Source organism: Bradyrhizobium sp. MOS002 (genome assembly GCF_003020115.1).
Lineage (GTDB): Bacteria > Pseudomonadota > Alphaproteobacteria > Rhizobiales > Xanthobacteraceae > Bradyrhizobium.
Genome location: NZ_PYFX01000001.1, coordinates 603,408 through 626,912, shown reverse-complemented (window position 1 = coordinate 626,912; position 23,505 = coordinate 603,408). Strand labels below are relative to the sequence as shown.

The 23,505-nt window shown below is 64.4% G+C and carries 27 protein-coding genes and 1 tRNA gene; 9 read left to right on the top strand and 19 right to left on the bottom strand.

Annotated features, from left to right (window positions below; all coding sequences use genetic code 11):
* Positions 1 to 42: 42 nt before the first annotated feature.
* From dapE to rpmH, 11 genes are all read right to left on the bottom strand, one after another.
* On the bottom strand, positions 43 to 1,209 hold the full coding sequence (dapE, locus tag C7G41_RS03240; RefSeq protein WP_106941190.1) for a succinyl-diaminopimelate desuccinylase: 1,167 nt from the start codon (positions 1,207 to 1,209) through the stop codon (positions 43 to 45).
* Complete coding sequence (locus C7G41_RS03235) at positions 1,206 to 1,859, bottom strand: DUF805 domain-containing protein (RefSeq protein ID WP_106941189.1); 654 nt, start codon at positions 1,857 to 1,859, stop codon at positions 1,206 to 1,208. The genes dapE and C7G41_RS03235 overlap by 4 nt, the downstream gene beginning before the upstream one ends.
* A gap of 230 nt (positions 1,860 to 2,089) precedes the next feature.
* The gene (gene dapD, locus C7G41_RS03230; RefSeq protein WP_106941188.1) at positions 2,090 to 2,935 is read right to left on the bottom strand and encodes a 2,3,4,5-tetrahydropyridine-2,6-dicarboxylate N-succinyltransferase; all 846 of its coding nucleotides are present in this window, start codon (positions 2,933 to 2,935) and stop codon (positions 2,090 to 2,092) included.
* A 208-nt stretch (positions 2,936 to 3,143) separates the two neighbouring features.
* Complete coding sequence (locus C7G41_RS03225) at positions 3,144 to 3,839, bottom strand: pyrimidine 5'-nucleotidase (protein WP_106941187.1); 696 nt, start codon at positions 3,837 to 3,839, stop codon at positions 3,144 to 3,146.
* Between the two features lie 193 nt (positions 3,840 to 4,032).
* The gene (locus C7G41_RS03220; protein ID WP_106941481.1) at positions 4,033 to 5,019 is read right to left on the bottom strand and encodes a DUF1036 domain-containing protein; all 987 of its coding nucleotides are present in this window, start codon (positions 5,017 to 5,019) and stop codon (positions 4,033 to 4,035) included.
* A 68-nt stretch (positions 5,020 to 5,087) separates the two neighbouring features.
* Complete coding sequence (gene argB, locus C7G41_RS03215) at positions 5,088 to 5,975, bottom strand: acetylglutamate kinase (protein WP_007597683.1); 888 nt, start codon at positions 5,973 to 5,975, stop codon at positions 5,088 to 5,090.
* Between the two features lie 205 nt (positions 5,976 to 6,180).
* Entirely contained in the window at positions 6,181 to 6,546 is a 366-nt protein-coding gene (locus C7G41_RS03210; RefSeq protein WP_199198101.1) for a DUF423 domain-containing protein, read from the bottom strand.
* On the bottom strand, positions 6,546 to 7,199 hold the full coding sequence (gene yihA, locus C7G41_RS03205; RefSeq protein ID WP_027514321.1) for a ribosome biogenesis GTP-binding protein YihA/YsxC: 654 nt from the start codon (positions 7,197 to 7,199) through the stop codon (positions 6,546 to 6,548). The genes C7G41_RS03210 and yihA overlap by 1 nt, the downstream gene beginning before the upstream one ends.
* A gap of 113 nt (positions 7,200 to 7,312) precedes the next feature.
* Complete coding sequence (gene yidC, locus C7G41_RS03200) at positions 7,313 to 9,160, bottom strand: membrane protein insertase YidC (protein WP_199198158.1); 1,848 nt, start codon at positions 9,158 to 9,160, stop codon at positions 7,313 to 7,315.
* A gap of 13 nt (positions 9,161 to 9,173) precedes the next feature.
* On the bottom strand, positions 9,174 to 9,632 hold the full coding sequence (gene rnpA, locus C7G41_RS03195) for a ribonuclease P protein component (RefSeq protein ID WP_106941184.1): 459 nt from the start codon (positions 9,630 to 9,632) through the stop codon (positions 9,174 to 9,176).
* 27 nt (positions 9,633 to 9,659) lie between these two features.
* On the bottom strand, positions 9,660 to 9,794 hold the full coding sequence (rpmH, locus tag C7G41_RS03190) for a 50S ribosomal protein L34 (protein ID WP_008542748.1): 135 nt from the start codon (positions 9,792 to 9,794) through the stop codon (positions 9,660 to 9,662).
* A 383-nt stretch (positions 9,795 to 10,177) separates the two neighbouring features.
* On the opposite strand from rpmH, the gene C7G41_RS03185 reads away from it, so the two are divergent.
* Both C7G41_RS03185 and C7G41_RS03180 read left to right on the top strand, forming a co-directional pair.
* Positions 10,178 to 11,677, top strand: a complete 1,500-nt coding sequence (locus C7G41_RS03185; protein ID WP_106941183.1) for a HAMP domain-containing sensor histidine kinase — start codon at positions 10,178 to 10,180, stop codon at positions 11,675 to 11,677.
* Positions 11,678 to 11,938: 261 nt separating this feature from the next.
* Positions 11,939 to 12,015 (top strand) — tRNA-Arg (locus C7G41_RS03180).
* 125 nt (positions 12,016 to 12,140) lie between these two features.
* On the opposite strand, the gene C7G41_RS03175 is transcribed toward C7G41_RS03180, so the two are convergent.
* A complete protein-coding gene (locus C7G41_RS03175) occupies positions 12,141 to 12,365 on the bottom strand; it encodes a hypothetical protein (RefSeq protein ID WP_245446440.1) in 225 nt (74 codons plus the stop codon).
* Between C7G41_RS03175 and C7G41_RS03170 the strand changes: the two genes are divergently transcribed.
* Positions 12,366 to 13,007 carry a hypothetical protein gene (locus tag C7G41_RS03170; protein ID WP_245446439.1) on the top strand — a complete coding sequence of 214 codons (642 nt, stop codon included), beginning with the start codon at positions 12,366 to 12,368 and terminating at the stop codon, positions 13,005 to 13,007.
* A 148-nt stretch (positions 13,008 to 13,155) separates the two neighbouring features.
* Entirely contained in the window at positions 13,156 to 13,314 is a 159-nt protein-coding gene (locus C7G41_RS37655; protein WP_199198100.1) for a hypothetical protein, read from the top strand.
* Between the two features lie 30 nt (positions 13,315 to 13,344).
* Here C7G41_RS37655 and C7G41_RS03160 read toward each other — a convergent pair whose 3' ends face one another.
* Both C7G41_RS03160 and C7G41_RS03155 read right to left on the bottom strand, forming a co-directional pair.
* Positions 13,345 to 14,367 carry an LLM class flavin-dependent oxidoreductase gene (locus C7G41_RS03160; RefSeq protein ID WP_106941180.1) on the bottom strand — a complete coding sequence of 341 codons (1,023 nt, stop codon included), beginning with the start codon at positions 14,365 to 14,367 and terminating at the stop codon, positions 13,345 to 13,347.
* 30 nt (positions 14,368 to 14,397) lie between these two features.
* Positions 14,398 to 15,327 carry a LysR family transcriptional regulator gene (locus C7G41_RS03155; protein ID WP_106941179.1) on the bottom strand — a complete coding sequence of 310 codons (930 nt, stop codon included), beginning with the start codon at positions 15,325 to 15,327 and terminating at the stop codon, positions 14,398 to 14,400.
* A gap of 107 nt (positions 15,328 to 15,434) precedes the next feature.
* Here C7G41_RS03155 and styA point away from each other — a divergent pair, with 107 nt between their 5' ends.
* Genes styA through C7G41_RS38980 form a run of 3 tightly spaced genes read left to right on the top strand, consistent with a single transcriptional unit; the run spans position 15,435 to position 17,498 of the window.
* A complete protein-coding gene (gene styA, locus C7G41_RS03150) occupies positions 15,435 to 16,685 on the top strand; it encodes a styrene monooxygenase subunit StyA (RefSeq protein ID WP_106941178.1) in 1,251 nt (416 codons plus the stop codon).
* Positions 16,686 to 16,730: 45 nt separating this feature from the next.
* Entirely contained in the window at positions 16,731 to 17,216 is a 486-nt protein-coding gene (gene styB, locus C7G41_RS03145; protein ID WP_106941177.1) for a styrene monooxygenase NADH-dependent flavin reductase subunit StyB, read from the top strand.
* A gap of 3 nt (positions 17,217 to 17,219) precedes the next feature.
* Positions 17,220 to 17,498 carry a type II toxin-antitoxin system prevent-host-death family antitoxin gene (locus tag C7G41_RS38980; RefSeq protein WP_373681096.1) on the top strand — a complete coding sequence of 93 codons (279 nt, stop codon included), beginning with the start codon at positions 17,220 to 17,222 and terminating at the stop codon, positions 17,496 to 17,498.
* 198 nt (positions 17,499 to 17,696) lie between these two features.
* On the opposite strand, the gene C7G41_RS03135 is transcribed toward C7G41_RS38980, so the two are convergent.
* The 3 genes from C7G41_RS03135 to C7G41_RS03125 all read right to left on the bottom strand — a co-directional run bounded on the left by C7G41_RS03135 (position 17,697) and on the right by C7G41_RS03125 (position 20,636).
* Complete coding sequence (locus C7G41_RS03135; protein WP_106941176.1) at positions 17,697 to 18,077, bottom strand: type II toxin-antitoxin system HigA family antitoxin; 381 nt, start codon at positions 18,075 to 18,077, stop codon at positions 17,697 to 17,699.
* Positions 18,064 to 18,390 (bottom strand): type II toxin-antitoxin system HigB family toxin, encoded by a 327-nt coding sequence (locus tag C7G41_RS03130; protein ID WP_106941175.1) that lies wholly within the window; start codon positions 18,388 to 18,390, stop codon positions 18,064 to 18,066. The genes C7G41_RS03135 and C7G41_RS03130 overlap by 14 nt, the downstream gene beginning before the upstream one ends.
* A gap of 224 nt (positions 18,391 to 18,614) precedes the next feature.
* Positions 18,615 to 20,636, bottom strand: a complete 2,022-nt coding sequence (locus C7G41_RS03125) for a YgiQ family radical SAM protein (RefSeq protein WP_106941174.1) — start codon at positions 20,634 to 20,636, stop codon at positions 18,615 to 18,617.
* Positions 20,637 to 20,829: 193 nt separating this feature from the next.
* On the opposite strand from C7G41_RS03125, the gene C7G41_RS03120 reads away from it, so the two are divergent.
* Both C7G41_RS03120 and C7G41_RS37645 read left to right on the top strand, forming a co-directional pair.
* The gene (locus C7G41_RS03120; protein ID WP_035961037.1) at positions 20,830 to 21,015 is read left to right on the top strand and encodes a hypothetical protein; all 186 of its coding nucleotides are present in this window, start codon (positions 20,830 to 20,832) and stop codon (positions 21,013 to 21,015) included.
* Positions 21,016 to 21,168: 153 nt separating this feature from the next.
* Positions 21,169 to 21,333, top strand: coding sequence for a hypothetical protein (locus C7G41_RS37645; RefSeq protein WP_007597654.1), 165 nt, complete (start codon positions 21,169 to 21,171; stop codon positions 21,331 to 21,333).
* A gap of 6 nt (positions 21,334 to 21,339) precedes the next feature.
* On the opposite strand, the gene C7G41_RS03110 is transcribed toward C7G41_RS37645, so the two are convergent.
* Positions 21,340 to 22,005, bottom strand: a complete 666-nt coding sequence (locus tag C7G41_RS03110; protein ID WP_106941172.1) for a GntR family transcriptional regulator — start codon at positions 22,003 to 22,005, stop codon at positions 21,340 to 21,342.
* Between the two features lie 8 nt (positions 22,006 to 22,013).
* Positions 22,014 to 23,426, bottom strand: a complete 1,413-nt coding sequence (locus C7G41_RS03105) for an FAD-binding oxidoreductase (protein WP_106941171.1) — start codon at positions 23,424 to 23,426, stop codon at positions 22,014 to 22,016.
* Positions 23,427 to 23,505 lie beyond the last annotated feature (79 nt).

Here is a 23,505-nt window from a genome sequence, read left to right as displayed (position 1 = left end):
CAAGTCGGGCGATGACAGCGGAGTTTGGGCAGGCAGTCGCGCCTACCCAAAATACCTTGCCAAAATCCCGCGATACACCTTGGTCAGCTGCTCCAGATCCGCGACCGGCACGCGCTCGTCGACCTGGTGCATGGTCTGGCCGACCAGGCCGAATTCGATCACCGGGCAATAGCTGGAGATGAAGCGCGCATCCGAGGTGCCGCCTGAGGTCGACAGCTCCGGCTTGCGGCCCGTCACCTCCTCGATCGCGGACACCGCGAGTTCGGTGAACGGGCCGGGCTTGGTCACGAACACGTTCGAGTTCGAGGGCTCCCAGACGATGCGGGCGCGGATGCGGTTGCCGCAGGCTTTGGTCAGCCGCGTCTCGACCAGCTCGCGCAGGCTCGCCTGGGTGTGGTTGTCGTTGTAGCGGATGTTGAATTTTGCGCGGGCTTGTCCCGGGATGACGTTGTTGGCGGTGTTGCCGACGTCGACCGAGGTGAATTCGAGATTGGAGGCCTGGAACTGCGCGCTGCCATGGTCGAGCGGCTCGTCGGAGATCGCCACGATCAGCCGCGAGATATCCGGCACCGGATTGGCGGCGCGGTGCGGATAGGCGACGTGGCCCTGCACGCCGTCGACATACAGCGTGCCGGATTGCGAGCCGCGGCGGCCGACCTTGATGGTGTCGCCGAGCGTCTCGACATTCGAGGGCTCGCCGAGCACGCAATGGTCGAATTTCTCGCCGCGCTCCGCCGCCCACTTCAACAGCTTGATGGTGCCGTTGATGGAGACGTCTTCCTCGTCACCGGTGATCAGGAATGAGATCGAACCCTTTCCGTCGCTGCGCGGCTTGCCGTCGTTGGCGGCGAGATGCTCCAGCACCGCGGCAACCGAACAGGCGATGCCGCCCTTCATATCGACCGCGCCTCGGCCGTGCAGGAAGCCGTCCTTCACCTCGCCGGAGAATGCGCCGACGCTCCAGGCGCTCTCGTCGCCCGGCGGTACCACGTCGGTGTGGCCGGCAAACGTGATGTGCGGCCCGTCAGTGCCGATTCGTGCGTAGAGATTGTCGACGTCGGCGGTGCCGGGCTCGCTGAAGGTCACGCGGTGGCACGTGAAGCCTGCCACGGTGAGGGCTTGTTCGAGCACGCCGAGCGCGCCGGCATCGGCCGGGGTTACCGAGGGGCAGCGGATGAGATCGCGGGCAATCGAGAGGGCATCGGTCATGCGCCCCGCTTAACATGCATGCCGCCGGGTGGGCTAGCACTGGGCGGGACAAATTCGATCTCGCTCTGCTGGTTCCAGTTTTTCGTCGCAGGCGAGGCGGGCGCGGAGCCGCTCTCCACCTCGGCCAACGGATCAGGGCCGAACCGGTTGTCGCCCAAGGTGCCCGGTACAATGAACATTTCCACGAGGCCCCAAAACCACGGAATGTGCATGGCCCAGGCGAGGGCAAGAACCCAGTTTGATTCGGTGGGCAGCAGGTCCGAGAACTGGTCGAACAACGCGGGCACGACGAAGAACGGAACCAGCCACCAGCCGCTCCGGTCGCGATCGTGCAGCCGCTTGGTCGCGGTTGCGAGGTAGATCCACAAGAAGAGCGAGCTGCCGAGCACCTTGAGAATGAGGGTCGGACGATCAGCGGTTGCCAGCAGACGGTAGGCCCTGGGATCGACCACGTTGAAGATGTCGTCGACACCGAAATCGAAGTCGACCTTGAAGTTGAAGGCGAAAGTTGCGGCCCCGTTCAGCACCTTGATGGCCTGGTCGATCATCCCGAGCATGCAAGCCAGCACCATGACGATCAGCAGCGCCTGCCACAGCAGCGCGCGGTTGATGCGGCCGTCGAAGCGGAAGAGATACCAGATCCAGTCCATGCCAAAGGCTCCGGGCGGGAGAGGTCGCCCGGATGTTGGTCGCGATGGGGGGAGGGTGGGTTCGATGACTCTTCGGTGTCGTCCCGGCGAAGGCCGGGACCCATACCGCGGAATCCATCGGTCGTGGATGGTCGGCGTACCCAACCGCAAGTCTTCGCCAAACCACTGCCTGTGGTTATGGGTCCCGGCCTTCGCCGGGACGACGATCGAAAGGCAGCTGGTGGCGCGGATCAATCCCGGAGCAGCTCGTTGATGCTGGTCTTGGAGCGCGTGCGCTCATCGACGCGCTTGACGATGACGGCGCAGGCGGTGCTCGGGCCGATCTGGCCGTTCTTCATGGGCTTGCCGGGCAGCGCGCCGGGAACGACGACCGAATATTCCGGCACTTCGCCGATGAAGATCTCGCCGGTCTCGCGGTCGACAATCTTGGTCGACGCCCCCAGGAACACGCCCATCGACAGCACCGCGCCCTTGCGCACGATCACGCCTTCGGCGACCTCGGAGCGCGCGCCGATGAAGCAATCGTCCTCGATGATCACGGGCTCGGCCTGCAGCGGCTCGAGCACGCCGCCGATGCCGACGCCGCCGGAGATGTGCACGCGCTTGCCGATCTGCGCGCAGGAGCCGACCGTCGACCAGGTGTCGATCATGGTGGATTCATCGACATAGGCGCCGAGGTTGACGAAGGACGGCATCAGCACGACGTTGCGGGCGATGAAGGCCGAGCGGCGTACGATGGAGCCGGGGACGGCGCGGAAACCGGCGTCACGAAAGCGGTTCTCGCCCCAGCCCTCGAACTTCGAGGGCACCTTGTCCCACCAGGCCGCCTTGCCGGGGCCGCCGGGAATGGCGCCCATGTCGTTGAGGCGGAACGAGAGCAGCACCGCCTTCTTCAGCCATTGATTGACCTTCCACTTGCCGTCGGCGCCGCGCTCGGCAACGCGGGCCTCACCCTTGTCCAGAATCTCCAGCGCGTGATCCACGGCCTCGCGGACCTCGCCCCTGGTCGAGGTCGAGACGCCGTCGCGCGCGTCGAACGCGCCGTTGATGGTGGATTCGAGGGCTTGGAGCGACATCGGGATTTCCTCACAGGCAGGCGGGAATTTGCGGTGATTTGGAGCGCTTTTTCGGGATTTGGGGGGACGGAGTCAAGCTTGGTTCGGTGTCATCACCCGCCTTGCGCGCAATTGCGCGCTGGAGCGGGTGATCCAGTACGCCGCGGCGGTCGTGATGACTCGAGACGGCGGCGATTACTGGATATCCCGCCTTCGCGGGGTATGACGGCTACCTTGGGTGGGACAGCCCCGCCAAAAACCCCGCCAGATCATCCGTGACGTGGTCGACATGGGCGGCGCCCCGGCCTTCCAGCTCCCAGTCCTCGCGTACGACCTCTTTCGTCCCATCCGGTATCACCAGCACGGTGGTCATGCCGAGCTCGTGCGGGACGGTGAGGTTGCGGGCGAGGTCCTCGAACATGGCCGACCGCGTCGGATCGACCGAATGGTCGGCGAGAAATTTCCGGTAGGTCTGCGGCGCCGGCTTCGGTTCGAAGTCGGCGGCGATGATGTCGAACACGCCGTCGAAATGCGTAGCAAAGCCGAGCCGGGCCAGCACTGCATCGACATGATCGACCGAGCCGTTGGTCAGGATCAGCTTTCGTCCCGGCAGTTTCGCGATCGCTGCGCCCAGCGCCGGGTTCGGCTCCAGCGGGGAGTGGTCGATCTTGTGGACGTAGGCGAGATAGTCGTCGGCGTGCACGCCATGCAGGGTCATCATGCCGCGCATGGTTGTGCCGAAGCGCTGGTAATAATCCTTCTGGATCTTGCGCGCTTCCACCGGTGTCAGATTCAGCCAGTTGCAAACGAACTCGGTGATCCGCGCATCGACCTGCTGCCACAGATTGACGTGATGCGGATAGAGCGTGTTGTCGAGGTCGAACACCCAGGTGTCGATGTGGGCGAAGGCGCGGGGAGCGGTCATGTCAGCTCTCTATTCGTTATCGGAGAGGGCCCCCAACTTTCCGCAGTCGTCCCAGCGCAGGCCCGGACCCATACCGCGTGATCTATCAATGGGGCGCCCTGGTCGTCGTTCTTCGTCAAACCCAATCCTGGGGTTATGGGTCCCGGCTTTCGCCGGGACGACGATGGTGTTTGTTGCGCCATCACAAAAGCCGTCACGGCATCGCAAAGCGCAGCGTCTTGCCGCCGCTCGACATGTCCACCGCGCCAAAGCCCGTGGCCGCGAAACCGCGCGCGCCGCAGTCGGTCTGCTCGTTGGTCTCGAACTTGGTCTCGCGCGTGCAAAGCTGCTTGTCGCCGCCCCAGTTCAGTGGCTTGTCCTTCAGCTTGACGATTCGGTTGTCGGCGTCGATGGCTTCCGCGAAGCTGAAGATCTGCTTCGGCTGGCCGCTCACGTCAGGGTGCAGGCAGGTCTTGGGGTCGATGCGATACCAGCCGCGGCTCGTCACCGCCTTGCCGTCGTCGGTGGCGACCGCCGCCATCACCTTGTGCGTGGTGTCGTTGCACCAGGTGAGGCCGGTCGCAGACGGCGTCTGCACGGCATCGACCATGGTCTTGAAGAAGTTCGGCGACGACAGGATGTCGGACGACAATCCGCGGCTCTTCAGGAAAGCGGCCAGCGCGCCTTGCGTCTTCGGCCCGTCGACGCCGTCGATCGGCGCGGCGTCGTAGCCTGCGATCACCAAGAGCCGCTGGATGCCGGCGAGGCGGGCCTGCTCGTCGTCATATTCGGAGTCCTCGGCGAGATAGGCGACGAAATTGCCGTCCGCGCCTTGCGTCGGCGTGATCTGGGTGAAGGCGGCCTGGGTCTGGCCGGTGCGGCACTGCCGCGCGGCCGCGATGACGAAATTGTCCTGCGCGACGCACAGCGTGTCGCTGCCGTTCTGCGGGATCGGCGATGCGCCGTAGACGCCGAGCGCGCGGGCGTTGAGCAGGATGCGGTCGGCGGAGAGCGTGCCCTGCACCACCACGCGGCAGGTGGCGGGATCGATCCTGAACCAGCCGCGCGTCGCTGTCGCCGCCTTGTCGTCGATGCCGATCGCGGCCTCGACGACATAGGACATGCGATTGCAGATCTTGAGGTCGGCGACAGCCGGCGCGGAGGAGAAGACAAACGAGACGATGGCCGCTGGCAGCGCCATCAGCAGGCGCGTCAAGGTCGAGCGGCGCTGCGGCCCGGCCATGACGGCTTTCTTTGGCCCGCTCTTCATCACTTGTGGATCAGCGTTCCCGTGCCCGTGTTGGTGAAGAGCTCGAGCAGCACCGCGTGCTGCATCTTGCCGTCGATGATGACGACACCCTCGACGCCCTGTTCGAGCGCGTAGATGCAGGTCTCGACCTTCGGGATCATGCCGCCGGAAATGGTGCCGTCCGCGATCAGCTTTCGCGCGTCCTTGACCGAGAGCTGCGGGATCAGCTTCTTGGACTTGTCGAGCACGCCCGGCACGTCGGTGAGCAGCAGCAGCCGCTTTGCCTTCAGCGCCCCGGCCACGGCACCTGCGAAAGTGTCGGCGTTGACGTTCAGCGTCTGGCCCTCTTTCGAGGTCGCGAGCGGCGCGAGCACGGGGATAAGCTCGTAGCCGATTAGCTGGTTGAGCAGCGTGAGGTCGACTTTCTCGGGATCGCCGACGAAGCCGAGATCGACCGCCTTCTCGATGTGCGAGTCCGGATCCATGATGGTGCGCGTCGTCTTCGACGCCTTCACCATGTTGGCGTCCTTGCCGGATAGCCCCACCGCCTTGCCGCCGGCCTCGTTGATGTAGCCGACGATCTGCTTGTTGACGGAGCCGGCGAGCACCATCTCGACGATCTCGATGGTCGCGGCGTCGGTGATGCGCAGGCCGGCGGCGAATTCCGAGACGATGCCGAGGCGCTTGAGCATGGTCGCGATCTGCGGGCCGCCGCCATGCACCACCACCGGATTGATCGCGGTCTGCTCGAGCAGCACGATGTCGCGGGCGAAATTCTTTGCGGTCTCCTCGTCGCCCATGGCATGGCCGCCATACTTGATGACGATGGTTTCCTCGTCATACTGCTGCATGTGCGGCAGCGCTTCGGACAGGATGCGGGCCTGGTCGAGCGGGGAGATTTCGGTCATGAGGCGGATCTCGCTGGCGGGATACTCGGGCCGCGTTCTATCCGATTGGCGGGCAGGGCGCAAAGCGTGGCTGGCATGCCGCTCTCGTGTCCCGGACGCGGTGCGGCGCGCAGTGCCGCGCCGCTGAGCCGGGATCCAGAAGCGGCATGGGCCCCGGCTCAGCAGCGCACCGCTGAAGCGCTGCGCTGCGTCCGGGGCACGAGACTTATTTCCTCACCACCACCGCCGCGAGCGTCACCGCCAGCCAGCTCAAGATCATCACCGATCCACCGGTCGGCGCCGCATAGGGAAACAGCGAATGGCCGGCATATTGCCGCAAGGTCAGGTCGCCCGCGAACAGCGCGGCGCCGGCTGCGAAGCCGGACGCGGCGATGATGCCAATTCCGCCGTGCAGAAGGCCGCGTCCGAGCAGGGCGACGGCGGCAAGCACGGCCGTTGCATGAAACAGCAGCATGGCGCTTGCGGCAGCGAGCCGGCTCGCATCGCCGCCATGCGCGGAGGCGGCGGCCAGCGCGACGCCGGCCGCGCCCATCACACCGGCAAGTCCGATCAGCAGGCGGAATGCCGCCATCACGAGGTCCGCTCTTCCAGCAGCTTTGCGATCGCGGCGCGCAGCTCGGCCATGCCGGTCGCGCTCCGCGACGAGGTCGCGAGCACGTTCGGGAACGCGGCCGGACGCTTGGCCAGCGCGGCCTCGGTCTCGACGATGCGCGATTGAAGCTCGGCGGCCTTGATCTGGTCGGCCTTGGTCAGCACGAGCTGGTAGCTGACCGCGGAGCGATCGAGTGTCTTCAGGACTTCGAGATCGACGTCCTTGAGGCCGTGCCGCGCGTCGACCAGCACGTAGACGCGCGCGAGGCTGGCGCGTCCGAGCAGGAATTTGTGGATCAGCTCGGTCCAGGACGCGACCTGGCTCTTCGGCGCCTTGGCATAGCCATAGCCGGGCATGTCCACGAGACGCAGCTCGCCTTTGCCTGGGACCTCGAAGAAGATCAGCTCCTGGGTGCGGCCCGGCGTATGCGAGGTGCGCGCGAGCGCGTTGCGGCCGGTCAGCGCGTTGATCAGGCTGGACTTGCCGACATTGGAGCGCCCGGCAAAGGCGATCTCCAGCCCCGCCATCGGCGGCAGCGTTTCAGTAGAGGGCGAGGCCCAGATGAACTGCCAGTCGCGCGTGAACAGCTTTCGCCCGACCTCGATCAGCTTCGCATCTTTGTCGTCGGTCATGCGAAGGCTTTCTGTTTGTCCGCGTCATTGCGAGCGAAGCGAAGCAATCCAGAAATGCATCCGCGGAGGGACTCTGGATTGCTTCGTCGCTTCGCTCCTCGCAATGACGACCGCTACGTCGCCTTCTTCGCGAACGTCGCCTTGAGATTGTCGAACAGCTCCACCTTCACGCCGTTGCGGCGCATGATGAAGCTCTGCTGGAGCACCGAGAGCGTGTTGTTCCAGGCCCAGTAGATCACCAGGCCCGCCGGGAAGCCCGCCAGCATGAAGGTGAAGATCAGCGGCATCCAGTTGAAGATCATCTGCTGCGTCGGATCCGGCGGCGTCGGGTTCAGCTTCATCTGGAACCACATCGTGATGCCCATGATGATCGGCCAGATGCCGAGCGCGAGGTAGTGGCCGAACACGGGAATGGTGGTCGGATCGAACGGGATCAACCCGAACAGGTTGAACAGATTGGTCGGATCCGGCGCCGAGAGATCCTTGATCCAGCCGAAGAACGGCGCCTGCCGCATCTCGATGGTGACGAACAGCACCTTGTAGAGCGAGAAGAACACCGGGATCTGGATCACCACGGGAAGACAGCCGGCGACCGGATTGATCTTCTCCTTGCGGTAGATCTCCATCATCTCCTGCTGCTGCTTCACCTTGTCGTCGGGGAAGCGCTCCTTCAGCGCCTGGAGCTGCGGCTGGACCGACTTCATCTTCGCCATCGAGGCGTAGGACTTGTTCGCCAGCGGGAAGAACAACAGTTTCACGATCACGGTCACGAGCAGGATCGAGATGCCGAAATTGCCGAAGAAGCGGTAGAAGAAGTCGAGGCCGAGGAACATCGGCTTGGTGATGAAGTAGAACCAGCCCCAGTCGATCAACAGATCGAAATGGTTGAGGCCGAGCTCCTTGTTGTAGCCGCCATGGCCGGCGAGCGGGAAGTTGATGCCGACCACGCCGGCTTCCTTGGCGCCGGCGAACAGCCGCGCGTTCGCGGTCGCACTGCCGCCGATCGCGACGGTGACGGGATCGAGCAGATAATCGGTCTGGTAGGTGTGGACGTTGCCGCTCGGGTTGGACGAGAAGCGCGCCTGCAGCGGCGCACTGGTGTCCGGCAGCAGCGCCGAGGCCCAGTACTTGTCGGTCATGCCGAGCCAGCCATTGGTGGCCTTGAAGTTCACCGTCCTGGCTTCGTCGATCTTCTTGTAGGCGTATTCCTGCAAGCCATCGAGATAGCCGATCAGGCCTTCATGCAGGATGTAATAGCCGGAGACCTGCGGCGTGCCGTGGCGTGAGATCAGCGCGAACGGATAGAGCGTGACCGGCGCGTTGCCGACATTGCTCACCTCGTCCTTGATGGTGAAGAGATAGTGGTCGTCGACCGCGATGGTGCGGCGGAAGCTGAGGCCTTCGCCATTGTCCCATTTCAGCACCGCCGGCGTCGTCGGCGTCAGGTTGCCGCTACCGTCCTGCTGCCAGACTGTCTGCGCGTCGGGCAGTTTCGCCGTCACGCCCGTGGCCGGCACCCAGCCGAATTCGGCGTAATAGGGCTCCGCCGTGCCCGAGGGCGAATACAGAATGATCGGCGGCGACTTCGGATCGACCGTTTCGCGATGCTGCACCAGGGCGACATCGTCGATGCGGCCGCCCTTCAGCGAGATGCTGCCGGCGATCCGCGGCGTCTCGATCTTCACGCGCGGGCTGGCTGCAATCGCGCTGTCACGGCTCTGGACCGGCTGGGCTTGCTGGTTCGCGCTGGGCGTCGACGGCTGGGCGGTGCTGCCGGCCTGCGGCGTGGCGCCCGGCGTCGCGGAAGCCGTCGGCTGAGGCGTGGTCTTCTGCAGCTCGGCCTGCGCCTGTTGCTGGGCGCGCTGCTTCTCCATCGCCGGCATGTTGTAGAAATACTGCCAGGCGATCAGCACGAAGCCCGACAGGATGACGGCGAGGATGGTATTGCGGTTGTCGGTCATCATTCTCTCGTCATCAATCCGGTTTGCGGCTGGTCGCAGGAGCGGGGCCGGGCTTTGAGCCGTCGGTTCTTTGGCCGTCGGTTTTTGGGCCAGTTCTTCGGCCATGTCCCTTGTGCGTATGCCGCGCGGGCTTCGCGAACGCCATGCGCAGATCGTCGAGCATGGTGGCGAAGCCGCGCGAGAGCGCGTCCCTTCGGCCGACCAGCACATAATCATGATGGGGCTGCATCGACACCGGATCGAGCCGCTTCACCAGTTCGCGAAGCCGGCGCCGGATGCGATTGCGCTCGGGGGCGTTGCCGTTCTTTTTGGTGACGGTGAAGCCGATCCGTATCGGGCCGCTGTCGTCTCGGCCAAGGTCTTGGCGGTCAAGGCTTTTGCGGTCAAGGCTTTGCAGGACGAACGCGGGACTATTCACCCGCGCGCCATTGGCAACGGCGAGGAAATCCGCTCGCTGCCTCAGCCGATCCATGATGAAATCCCAAAAAGGGGGTCCGGCTCAGGCGCTCAGACGCTTGCGGCCGCGGGCGCGGCGGGCGGCGAGCACCTTGCGGCCGCCGGCCGTGGCGAGACGGGCACGGAAGCCGTGACGGCGCTTGCGCACCAGTTTGCTGGGTTGATAAGTCCGCTTCACGGGTTTTTCTCCGCTGACCGGGCAATTTGCCTGTAGAATTGATGATAAAGTCCGGAAGATGCTGCCCAAAACGGGCCTTTTTCGGCCCCAAGAGAGCCGCTCCCGGCGGTCACACCGGGTCATCGCGGACAATTGGCCGGCTTATAAGCGAGCGCCTTCTTTTCGTCAACGCCGCACAAGCGCTCAATTCCGGCGAATATCACTGTGCGTGCGGGGTTTTTAACCCTTGTGGTAGCGACTCGCCAAATCTGCGCTTACATCCGACCTTGGCAGATTGACGATCTGTAATTTGACCGCGCTGGGGGCGGGCCGCATCTTGATACGCGCCAAACCCTTCACCCGGCGACATCTTTAATCCGGTAAAGGCAGCGAGGGCGAATTTCGTGGCAGCGACAGACCTCCAGCCGATCCAGGATGCGGATCAGCGGGACCCGCCGGCGGCGCTGCCGCGGGGGACGCGCGGGCTTGGGCTGTCCGGCAAGCTGCTGCTGCTCACTGTTCCCCTGGTGATGATCGCGGCCATCCTGCTCTACGTGCCCGCCATCGCCAATTTCTGGGTCAACCGGCTCAACGACCGCGTCGCCGCGGCCAACACGGCGGCGCTGGTGCTCGATGCCGCGCCGCTCGGCATGGTCCCCGATTCGCTGTCGCGCCAGATCCTGAAAAGCATCAATGCGCGCGCGGTCGCCATCAAGATGGGCCAGCAGCGCCGTCTGCTCGCCAGCGACAATCTGCCCGCCGCCATCGAGCATGACATCGACCTGCGCGACATGACGGCGTGGGAGGCGATCACCGGCTCGTTCCGGATGATGCTGGAGACCGGCAACCAGGCCATCCGGATCGTCGGGCCGGGCGTCGGCAACGCCCAGTTCATGGAGATCGTCACCGACGAGCTGCCGCTGCGGCAGTCGATGTACCGCTTCTCCCGCAACGTCGTCGTGGTCGCGCTGATCATCGCGGTGCTGACCGCGGGCCTCGTCTATCTCGCCATGCATTATCTGTTCGTGCGCCCGATGCGGCGGCTGACCGCAAGCCTGGTCGGCTTCCACGAAAACCCCGAGAGTTCGGCGGGGATCATCGTGCCGAGCCAGCGCAGCGACGAGATCGGCGTCGCCGAGCGCGAATTGTCGGACATGCAGCGCGACCTGATGTCGATGCTGCATCAGAAGAGCCGGCTCGCCGCCCTCGGCCTCGCCGTCTCCAAGATCAATCACGATCTGCGCAATCTGCTGGCCTCGGCGCAACTCCTGTCGGACCAGCTCGCCAGTGTGCCGGATCCGCGGGTGCAGCGCTTTGCGCCGAAGCTGGTGCGGTCGCTCGAGCGTGCCATCGCCTTCTGCCAGTCGACGCTGTCCTATGGCCGCGCCCAGGAAGCCGCGCCCGACCGGCGCATGATCCTGATCGAGCCGGTGGTGCTGGAAGTGCGCGAGACCGCTGGCCTTGCTTCCGATGCTGCGATCGTCTGGGTCGCCGCGATCGAGCGCGGGCTCGCGGTCGATGCCGATCCCGACCAGCTCTTCCGCGTGCTGCTCAACCTCGTCCGCAACGCCGCCCAGGCGCTGGAAAGCCATGCGTCGGCCGAGGGCGGCGCGCAGCAGATCCGGATCACGGGAAAACGCGAGGGCGCGGTCGCCATTCTCGAGGTCTCCGACACCGGCCCCGGCGTGCCCAAGAGGACCCGAGAACATCTGTTCGAGGCGTTCCAGACCTCCGGCCGCCCCGGCGGCAGCGGCCTCGGCCTAGCCATCGCCGCCGAGCTGGTCCGCGCCCATGGCGGCGACATCCATCTGGTCGAAGGCACCATCGGCGCCACCTTCCGGATCGTCATCCCCGACCGTCCCGTGGAACTGCTCTCCGTCCGCAACGAGCGGGCGCGGGCATAGGTTGGCCGGCGGCCGCGTTGCCCGTCATTCCGGGGCGACGCTGTGCGCCGAACCCGGAATCCGGAGGTTTCGGCGCGAGATTCCGGGTTCTCGCTTCGCGAGCTCCGGAATGACGGGGATAGACCGTCATTTCCCTACCAAATCTCCGCAATCCGGACCTTGCCAATTGGGGCAAGAGCGGTTAGTCAGAGCGCTCTTTCGCACCCCTCCGGCGTCGCCGGGGGCTGCCTGCGGGCCACGCCCGCGCTGTTTGCGAAAAACGCGCCCGTAGCTCAGCTGGATAGAGCATCAGACTACGAATCTGAGGGTCGGACGTTCGAATCGTTCCGGGCGCGCCATTTCCGAATACGCGATCGACGCCGATTTCCCGCATCCATTCGTTTTCGTCCGCAGGCGACGCACCCGTTCCCGGCGCGCCCGCGATGACAATCAGTTGCGCCGCGTACGGCCGGCAAAGCCCGCGCTAGCGCCGGCCTGCTTCCTGCGCCACCGGATCCGAACCAAGCCCCTTGCTCGTCAGCAAACGGTTGAACTGATCGGCGGAAAAAAGCTGCCCGTCCGGAGCCGTTATCGACACCGCAAAACCATTCACCGCGTGCTTGCGGGCCAGGATCACCGCAACGATCGCGCTGTCACGGAAATCCACGGTGCGGCAGTCGTCTTTTATAGCTTCGATGATAAATGTCATTTGGCCCACGACCACCGTTGGCACGCGCCAATTGCGCGCCCGGCAATTCAACCCCGTTTCGGTGAAAATGATATTGCCGACAAGCCTGCTATTGACCCGATGAAACCGCGACCATACCCATATTGGGGTAAACAGCAGACCGGGCGGGCACTGGTGATGGTTGGTACGACTGAAGGCGAGGACATCGCGTCGGATTTGATCCGAACCGTCTCGCGCCACTCGTTGGCCTACATGCTGTGCGCAGCCAGCGAAATGTTTCGCCACTACGATTTCGATCCGCTGGACTTGATGATCATTCATGCGGTCTTGAACGCCAACGTTCTCAAGATCATGAAGAACCCCGAACTGGACCGGCAATTTGGCAGTATCCAGGCGGTCGAGCCGGACAAGATCAAGCAGGGTGTTTCCCGTGCCGCCCTGTCCCGCTTTTTCGGTCTGCCGATCGAAACCGTCCGACGGCGCGCCGATCGCTTGAAGAAGCAAGGCATTTTCCGCGAGACCGACCAGGGACTGATCGTAACCGAAGCCAACCAGTTCAAGTTCGGCAATAACCACGAGCTGCAGAGAACCAACATGCTCCTGGTGCGGAAATTTCTCCGTGACCTGACGGAAGCGGGCGTTGAGCTTCCCGGCGGGATTTGATGGGCCGATCCAGCGTTTGTTTGCCCGCGGCATCCATGGCGCCAAGGCAAGCACGCGAGATCACCTGTAATCTGCTTCACACGCAAACGTGCCCAATGACGCTAGATGGAATAGGTCGCGCCTCCGCGCGGCCGGTTCGGAGCTGGCGATGATGGCTGCACTGGCAAAGGCGATATCCCGCGCGACGAGAACCAACGTTGGTGTCGAAACTCTGAAAGTCCTCGTGATCTTTTCGGGCGCAGGTTTGCTGCTCTCTCTCATGGCCGCAATGATTTACGGACAGGCTGTCGGCGCCGCTTTGTTGTGAGAGCGCGCTTCGCCAAGTCGGCCGTTTGCGTCACCGCCACCCGAGCGCGGGCGCCACATGCGTCAGGATCGCCTCGATCGCGTGCGCACAATAGTCGACACCAAGCTGGTTCGGGATGGTCAGCAGCAACGTGTCAGCCTCGGCGATCGCCTCGTCCGCTCGGAGCTGCTCGATCAGCACATCCGGCTCCGCCGCATAGGAGCGGCCGAAGATCGCGCGGGTGCGCGGGTCGATGAAGCCGACCTGGTCCTCGCCGCCGCGTTCGCCGCCGAAATAGGCGCGGTCGCGATCATTCATCAGCGCGAAGATGCTGCGGCTGACGGAGACGCGGGGCTCGCGGGGGTGGCCGGCCTCTTTCCAAGCCGCGCGATAGGTGCGGATCTGCGCGGCCTGCTGCACATGGAAGGCTTCGCCGGTCTCGTCGTTCTTCAGCGTCGAGCTCTGCAGATTCATGCCGTGCTTGGCGGCCCAGACCGCCGTCGCGTTCGAGCCGGCGCCCCACCAGATCCGTTCGCGCAGGCCTTCCGCATGCGGCTCGAGCCGCAGGAGGCCCGGCGGATTTGGGAACATCGGCTGCGGGTTGGGTTTTGCAAAACCTTCGCCGCGCAAGATGTCGAGAAAGACCTCGGCATGACGCCGGCCCATGTCGGCGTCGCTCTCGCCGTCGGCCGGCTGGAAACCGAAATAGCGCCAGCCATCGATCACCTGCTCGGGCGAGCCGCGGCTGATGCCGAGCTGCAGCCGCCCGCCGGCGATGAGATCGGCGGAGCCTGCGTCCTCCGCCATGTAGAGCGGATTCTCGTAGCGCATGTCGATCACCGCCGTGCCGATCTCGATCTTGCTGGTCCTCGCGCCGACCGCGGCGAGCAGCGGAAAGGGCGAGGCGAGCTGTCGCGCGAAATGGTGCACACGGAAATAGGCGCCGTCGGCGCCGAGCTCTTCCGCCGCAACCGCAAGCTCGATGGATTGCAGCAGCGTGTCCGCGGCCGAGCGGGTCTGCGATTGCGGCGAGGGCGTCCAGTGCCCGAAGGAGAGGAATCCGATCTTTTTCATGGGCGTCATTTAATGATGGCAGGGATGGCGTCAACCGCCGGCGCTGGCGGTACGGGTATGCGACGCGGCTGGCGCGAAGTGCTCGGCGCGTTCGACCAGGAGATTCAGGAAGCTTCGCGCGCGCAGCGACATCCACTGCGTCTCCGGATAGACCGCATGCAGTGGCAGTGCGGCGATGGCGTAGTCCGGAAGCAGATGCTCGAGCTCGCCGCTGCGAAGACCGTCCGCCGCGTTCCACTCGGGCAGGATGGCGATGCCGAGATGATGCATCGTTGCCTCCTGCATCGCGTCGGCATCGTCGACATGGATGGGGCCGCTGATGGATGCGACGTGACGGCCATGTTCGGATTCGAAGGCCCATTGCTGCGCCGGCGTCATGCGCGAATAGACGATGCACTGGTGTGAGCCGAGATCATCCGGCGTCCGCGGCATCGGACGGCCATGCAGATAGGTGGGCGTCGCAACCAGGTAGCGCTGCACGGTGCCGAGCCGGCGGGCGACAAGCGTGCTCGCCTCCAGATTTCCGATCCTCAGCGCGAGCTCGATGCCTTCTTCCACCAGATTGACGAAGCGCTCGCTGAAGCGGATGTCGACCCGAACCTCCGGATAATTCCGGACATACTCGGCGATGACCGGCATCATGTAGCGTCGTCCGAATGACGACGGCACGCCGATCCGGAGCGTGCCGGCGGGGCGCGGCGCCGCCTGTTCGACACTCGATTGCGCCATGTCGAAACTGTCGAGGATCTGCCGCGCGAGGTCGTAGATGCGGTGCGCCTCGGCCGTCGGCTTCAGCGTGCGCGTCGTGCGCAAAAAAAGCTGCGTGCCGAATTCGCCTTCCAGCATCGCGATGCGCTTGCTGATGGCGGGCTGGCCGATCCCGAGCTCCTTGGCCGCAGCCGAAAAGCTTCCGCTCTCGAGCGTGCGAACGAAAGCGCGCAGGCAATCGATTCGGTCCATGATTCATTCCGATCCGGAATAAATTATATCCCATTTATTCCGTGGTGTGCAACACAGCGGGCGGCTAGGCTTCCTCGAAACGAACAATCACAGGGGAGGACACGACGGTGGCACGCAACATCGGAATCGTCGGCGCCGGAATCGCCGGACTGCATCTCGCGCTCTACCTGCAGAAGCATGGCGTGGACGCCACTGTCATCACCGACCGGCCGCCCGAGGATTACCGCAATATCCGGCTGCTCAACACCGTCGCGCATCATCACGTGACGATCGCGCGCGAGGACTATCTCGGCGTCAATCACTGGACCGATCCGAAGGATCATTATTACTACCACGATCACGTCTTCAATTTTCCGCAGCCGCTGAGCTTTCGCGGTGACTTCTCGAAGCCGAGCCGCGCCGTCGACTATCGGATCTATCTTCCGGCGTTGATGAAGGACTTCGTCAGCCGCGGCGGCAGGATCGAATACCGCCGCATCGAAGATCGCGACATCCGTCCGCTGGTCGCCCGTTTCGATCTGCTGGTCGTCTCGACCGGCAAGGGACCGTTGGGCCAGCTCTTCACCTACCGTCCGGAGCACACGCCCTATTCGCAGCCGCAACGGCGACTGTGCGTGGGGCTCTACACCGGCGTGCGGCAGCCCGACCCCATGAATGTCACGCTCTCGGTGTCACCCGGGCACGGCGAGATGATCGTGATCCCGACCATGACCTTCGGGGGCATCGCCAACGCGCTGCTGATGGAAAACGTGCCGGGCGGCGACATGGAAGAGCTGGCGACGCTCAGTTACGACGACAACCCGAAGCACTTCCTGAAGGTGCTGCTGGGCAAGCTGGAGAAGCATCACCCGACCACCTACGACCGCATCGACACGGCGCGCTTCGATCTGGCGCAGCCGCAGGACCTGCTGCAAGGCGGTGTGGTGCCGACGGTGCGCAACACGGTGGTCGAGTTCGATGACGGCAAATGCGCGATCGCGCTCGGCGACGTCCATGCCATTGTCGATCCCATGATGGGCCAAGGCGCCAATATCGCCTCCTATGCCGCCTTCGTGCTCGGCGAGGAAATCGTCCATTCCGACGCGCTCGATGCGCGTCTTTGCGAGAAGATCGATCTGAGGCGGCAGGATCGCGTGCTGGCGGCGTCGCGCTGGACCAACGTGATGCTGCAGCCGCCGACCGAGGCGCTCGGCATGCTGATCGGCGCGATGAGCCAGAATCCCGCGCTGGCAAACGAGTTCACCGAGAATTTCAACTTCCCGGACCGTCAATGGGACCGCATCTCCACGCCGCAGCGCATCCAGGCATGGATCGAACGCATGTCGGCGCCATCAGAGCCCGTCAGAGCCATTGCGTGACGATCGATGGCGCGACGCTCTTCCACCTCACGAGCGGAGACTGAGATGCAGCGCGTCAGTCCCGCGTCGTTCCGCGAAGCGGCATCGCGCTTTGCGACCGGGGTCGCGGTGCTGACTGCACTGGACGAGCACGGCCATGTCTGCGGCATGACCGCGAACAGCTTTGTCACCGTCAGCCTGGCGCCGCCGACCGTGCTGGTCTCCATCATGCCCGGCCGGATGCACCGGGCGATCTCGGCGACCGGACGCTATTGCGTCAACGTCCTGCCTGACCATGGCCGCGACCTGTCGCGGCATTTTGCGAGCCAGCCGAACACCGGCGCCAGTCCGGACTACGAGCTCGTCGATGGCCTGCCGCGCCTTCAGGGATGCATCGCCTGGTTCGCCTGCGAGGTGACCCGGCACGTCGATGTCAGCGACCACACGCTGATCATCGCTGAAGTCTCGACCTGCGACCATCGCGACGCCACGCCACTGGTGTTCTTTTCCAGCCGGTATCATCGAGGGGCGGGAGCGCCGGTGGAGAGGTGAGGGGTGGGTCTGTCGGCCCCCATACAGGCTGCGCGTAGGCGAAGTCCGGGTATTCTACTATGTTTCCCGCACGACCGTCGAAGTTCTGGCGATCGTCGCCAAATCGGCGGCGGAGTCATTGTTCGCACAGTTCGGAAATCCGGAGTGAAAGAGGTCCCGCTCTCCGAGGTCAAGGATGATCTGTCTCGCTACCTTCGTGAGGCCGAGACGCAGGAGATCGTCATCACACGTCACGGCGGCTGGCGTGTTGATCGGATTCGAATCCGAGAACGATTGGTTTGAGTATCGTTTGGAGCATGACCCCGCTTCCTGCAACGCGTTGAACAGGCACGGAATAGCCTGCGCGCGGACCCGGTGTGAAGCTCGAGGATATCGATACGGAGTAGCGGTTGGGGCTGCCCACCCCATGATCCCGATGATGCCATCCTGCTCCTGTTTTGCCCGACGGGTCAAGAACGCGTCTTCAAAATCCGCGAGTCGTCACGCCGCCTTTTTACGGCTCGGTCGGATCAGAACGTCTGCGGAAATTCCAAGACGTTCATGGAGGCGGCGGATCATCGTGATCGACAGCCCGCGCTTTCGGTTTAGAACCTCGGCGATGCGGGTGCGTGTCCCAATGATCTCTTCCAGGTCCCGCCGGGTCAGCCCTTGCTGCTCCATGCGAAACTTGATGGCCTCGATAGGATCGGGTGGATCCATCGGATCATGCTCGGCCTCGTAAGCATCGATCAGCGTCGCGAGCACATCCAGACGGTCACCTTCGGGTGTGCCGGACTTCGCGCCCCAGAGGCGCTCCACCTCCTTGAGTGCGCCATCATAGTCTCGCTTCGTCCGAATTGGCCTAATCTCAGTCGCCGCCATGCCGAACCTCTCTTACATCGACCTTGTCGTAGTCCCGGTGCGTGCCGATCCATTTGATCCACACGATGCTCTTCTCGTAATCGACCGCAACGATCAGCCGGTAGTCGTTGCCCTTGACGTTAAACACGACGCGGTCCGCCGAGATGATGCTGGCGGTCGCGTAGCTGCGTTTGATGTCTGCTGCGCTCGACCATCGCGCTTTTTTGACTTCATCGAACCACGCATCGAGGGCTGCCTTCAGTGCGCCGTGGTCCTTGTATCCGCGCCGCGCCTCGACGAACTCCCGCAATGTCCGACGAGCTATGATCCGCATGAGGCAATGCTATCATGCGCCCAAAATGGGCGCAATCCGGAACGTTCGCGACGAATTCCCGTAGCTGTTGTGCCGCCGTGTTCTGGTCGACGGATCAATGCTTCGCAAGCCGCCTAAGTCATTGATCCCGCTCATGCCGGCTACTGTGCATGGGGTTGTTTTCGAGGTTTTGTTTTGAGGGCGCGACAATGCGAGGCTGAGCCGGACCTGATCCGGCCCGCCCGCTACTTCATCACCCGCAGATTCTTGGTCGTGAACCGCTGGGTCTTGCCGTCTGGACGAACCGGTCGCCGCGTGCCGGCGGCCTTGCCGGTGCCGGGCGGCTGGTGCGCGGGGACCAGCTGGTCGGGGCGCGAGCCGATCAGGTCGGCGCGGCCCATCTCTTTCAGCGCTTCACGCAGCACCGGCCAATTGTCGGGGTCGTGATAGCGCAGGAACGCCTTGTGCAGCCGGCGCTGGCGCAGGCCCTTGATGGCCTCGACCTTGTCGCTGCCGCCGCGCCGCACGCCGCGCAGCGGGTTGACGCCGGTGTGGTACATCGCCGTTGCGGTCGCCATCGGCGAGGGCAGGAAGGTCTGCACCTGGTCCGCGCGGTAGCGGTTCTTCTTCAGCCACAGCGCGAGGTTCATCATGTCCTCGTCGGTCGTGCCCGGATGTGCCGCGATGAAATACGGGATCAGATAATATTTCTTGCCGGCCTGTTCGGCCGCGGCATCGAACATCCGCTTGAACTGGTTGTAGGCGCCGATGCCGGGCTTCATCATCTTGTCGAGCGGCCCGCGCTCGGTGTGTTCAGGCGCGATCTTCAAATAGCCGCCGACGTGATGGGTGACGAGTTCCTTGATGTATTCGGGGCTCTCGACCGCGAGGTCGTAGCGCACGCCGGAGGCCACCATCACCTTCTTGATGCCCTTGGTCTCGCGCACCTTGCGATAGAGCCGGATCAGATCGTCATGCGAGGTGTTGAGGTTCGGGCAGATCTCGGGGAAGACGCAGGACGGCCGCCGGCACGCTGCCTCGACCTTCGGGTCCTTGCAGGCCATCCGGTACATGTTGGCGGTGGGACCGCCGATGTCCGAGATCACGCCGGTAAAGCCGGGCGTCTTGTCGCGGATCAGTTCGATCTCGCGCAGGATCGAGCCCTCGGAGCGGTTCTGGATAATGCGGCCCTCGTGCTCGGTGATCGAGCAGAAGGTGCAGCCGCCGAAGCAGCCGCGCATGATCGTCACCGAGAACTTGATCATGTCCCACGCCGGGATCTTCGCGTCACCGTAGGACGGATGCGGGGCGCGCGCGTAAGGAAGATCGTAGACCGCGTCCATCTCGTCGCTGGTCAGCGGGATCGGCGGCGGGTTGAGCCAGAGATCGCGATCGCCGTGGCGCTGCACCAGCGGTCGCGCATTGCCGGGATTGCTCTCACGATGCAGCACGCGTGACGCGCGCGCATAGGCTTCCTTGTCCTGCTCGACCTGCTCCAATGCCGGCAGTCGGATCACGGTCAAGCCTTTCGTCCGCGACGCGCCTTCATCGGCGGAGTCAATATCGTCGGCGTGCAGCTCGGAATAATCCTCGGGCACGCGGCGGAACAGCGCGACGCCCCTGATGTCGTCAAGCTCGCGCGGCGCCTCGCCGGCGGCAAGACGATTGGCCACTTCGACGACGGCGCGCTCGGCATTGCCGTAAAGCAGCAGGTCCGCCTTGGCGTCGGCCAGCACCGAGCGGCGCACCTTGTCCGACCAGTAATCGTAATGCGCGATCCGGCGCAGCGAGGCCTCAATGCCGCCGAGCACGACCGGGACGCCCTTGAACGCCTCGCGGCAACGCTGCGCGTAGACGACGGTGCAGCGGTCCGGCCGCTTGCCGCCTTCGCCGCCCGCGGTATAGGCGTCGTCGCTGCGGATGCGCCGGTCCGCGGTGTAGCGGTTCACCATCGAATCCATGTTGCCGCCGGTGACGCCGAAGAACACTTTTGGCTTGCCCAATGCCTTGAACGGCTCGGCCGAATGCCAGTCCGGCTGCGAGATGATGCCGACGCGAAAGCCCTGCGCCTCCAGCAGGCGGCCGATGATGGCCATGCCGAAGCTGGGGTGATCGACATAGGCATCGCCCGTCACCAGCACGATGTCGCAGGCATCCCAGCCGAGCGCATCCATCTCGGCGCGGCTCATGGGGAGGAACGGCGCCGGCTTGCGCGGACGCGCCTGCGCCATCAGGGGTTTTTCGGCGGCGATGATCTGGATGTCCATGGCGCCTACGCATAGGACTCCGGGCCGCCGAATACAACCGACAGGCGCGTGAAAGATCCGGTTCCGTGGCCGGCAGCCTGGGCGCGCGAACGCGTTAACCGCTCGCGAGAGCCGCCATCAGGTGTGTGACGCCGTCCACATACCGCCCAGCCTGTCCCGCGTCATGCTCTGCCTCGTTTCAAGGGAGAGATCGATGTTTGTGGTCGACATGCTGCTGATCCTGGCGATGATGTTTTTCCTGTTCCTGCCGATCACCGATCGCAGGACAGTGCGGATGAGACTCTGCATGCTGTGCGCGCTGCTGGCGCTGTTCTCGGTCTCCGTCACCCGTACCCAAATCGCACCGGTGCAACTCGCGGGCGTAGGCTCGACCCATTAAGCGCGCCAGCTGATCCACATTCTCGGGTTACACGCAGGAACCAACTGCCCTCGCGAACATTCTGATGCAGGGTTTGCGCCGGCCCGGCTGGCGCGCGCTCGCGCCCGGGGTTTAATATCGCCTCGATGTTCGCCTTTGGCGGATGGGGGAGCCGTGAGTACAGTCATAGAGAACTTGCTGTTGCGAAAGCAGAAGCTCGTTGAGCAGCTCGAGAAGGCGCCCACGGTCGAGGACCGCGACAAGATCGAACACCAGCTCGAACAGATCAACACCGCGCTGGATTTTCTGGACAGGCCCGGCACGAAAGGCGCGCGGTAGCAGCGCTCAATCGACCTGCAGCGCTTTGGCGTAGACCACGCCCGAATTGGTGACATGCGTGGTCATCAGCGTCGCGAAGGCGGCGAACTCGCCGCGGGCGAACAGATCGAGCAGCTTGCGATGCTCGTCGAAGGACGTGCGGGTGCGCACGTCGATCGGCGAAGTCAAATTGGTGCGGAGTGCTGCGACGCGGCTGGATGCGAGCTGATAGGATTCGGCGAGATAGCGGTTGTCGCAATGGGCGAACAGCGCCTCGTGAAAGGCGGCATCGGCGCGCCCGTAGGCGATGTTGTCCCTGGCGGCAATCGCCGGCTCCATCGCCGCGATCGCCTCGCTCATCGTCGCGATCGCACCGGCGCGATCATGGTGGAAGGCGAGCTCGGCGGCCTTGGGCTCGAGCGCGATCCTGAACGTGCAGAGCGCGGTGATGTCTTCCGCGCTCGGCGTAAAGACAAAACTGCCGACCTGCGGCCGGATCACGACGAGGCCCTGTGCCTGCAACTGGCCCATCGCCTCGCGCACCGGGGTGCGGCTGACACCGAAGGAGTTTGCCACCATCTCCTCGGAGATGGCGGCGCCGAGCGCGAACTCGCCGTCGATGATGGCCTGGCGCAGCCGCTGCACGACCCGTTGCGACAGTGATTTCGGTGCATCGAGCTTCAGCGATCGCATCGGCTCTCTCAGATCACCTTGCCGGGGTTGAGCAGATGATCGGGATCGAGCGCGGCCTTCAGCGTCCGCATCAGCGCGATCTCGGCCTCGCTGCGGGCGTGACCCAGCCACTTCTTCTTCAGCGTGCCGATGCCGTGCTCGGCGGAGACGCTGCCGCCCATCTCGCGCACGAGACCGTAGATGATCGCGTCCATCGCTTCCTTCGGCTGCTCCTCGACGGCAAGGCCGGTCACCCAGGAGACGAGATGCAGATTGCCGTCGCCGATATGGCCGTAATAGACGCTCTCGCAGCCCTCGATGCCATCCGCGAGCGCCGCCTTGCAGCGCGTGACGAACTCGTCCATCCGCGCCACCGCGAGGCCGATGTCGTAGGAGATGTGCGGCCCCAGCACCTGGCCGAACTCGGCGCAGATGTCGCGCACGCGCCAGAAGCTTTGCGTCTGCGCCAGCGATTGCGCCACGGCGGCATCGGCGAGGAGCCCGCGCTCCATCAGCTCTTCGAGCCAGCTTTGGAAGCGCGGCGCGTCGAGGCTCTCGTCGGTGCCCTGCGCTTCCACCAGCACGTAGAGGCCGTGGCCTGCGGCGACCGGCGGCTTGACGCCGGCGCGAGTCGTGATCACGTCCCAGTAATCCGGCCACATCACCTCGAACGCCGACAGCAGCGGGCCGAGCCCGCTTCGCGCGGCGCCGAGCAGCGCGATCACCGCGGCATAGTCCTCGAGCGCGCAGAGCGCGGCTATGGTCGAGCGCGGTTTTGGAAACAGCCGCAGCACCACGCGGGTGATGATGCCGAGCGTGCCTTCCGAGCCGATGAACAGATGCTTCAGATCATAGCCGGCGTTGTTCTTCATCAGCTTGTTGAGGCTGGTGATGATGGTGCCGTCGGGCAGCACGACTTCGAGCCCGAGCACCAGTTCGCGCGTCATGCCGTAGCGGATCACGCGGTTGCCGCCGGCATTGGTCGAGAGGTTGCCGCCGATGGCGCAGGAGCCGCGCGAGCCGAGATCGAGCGGAAAGAAGAAGCCGGCCTCGTCGGCCGCCATCTGGATCGTCTGAAGCGGCGTGCCTGCTTTCACCGTCATCGTCATCGAGGCATGATCGATCTCCTCGATGCCGCTCATGCGCTCCAGCGAGATCGCGACCCAGCCTGCTTCAGGCGATGCGCCGCGGCACAGCCCGGTCAATCCGCCCTGCGGCACGAACGGCAGATGCGCCTGCCGGCAGGTCAGAATCGCGTCCGCAACGCCTTGCGCGTCGACCGGGCGGATCACCGCGAGCGGCGTTTGCGGCAGGCTCGCGCTCCAGTCGTTGCAATTGCGCGCGGGCACGTCGGTGCCGACAAGCACAGCTGCCGCGCCGAGCTTGTCGCGCAAGGCGCCAAGCAGTTGGTCGGGCCGCTCGATGGGGGTCACCATGTTCATGCAAGCCCTCCTCAAGATCGGCGGCGCCGTGACGGCGAAAGCATTTGCGTGCTCGTTGTATGTAAGGTACAAGACTAAA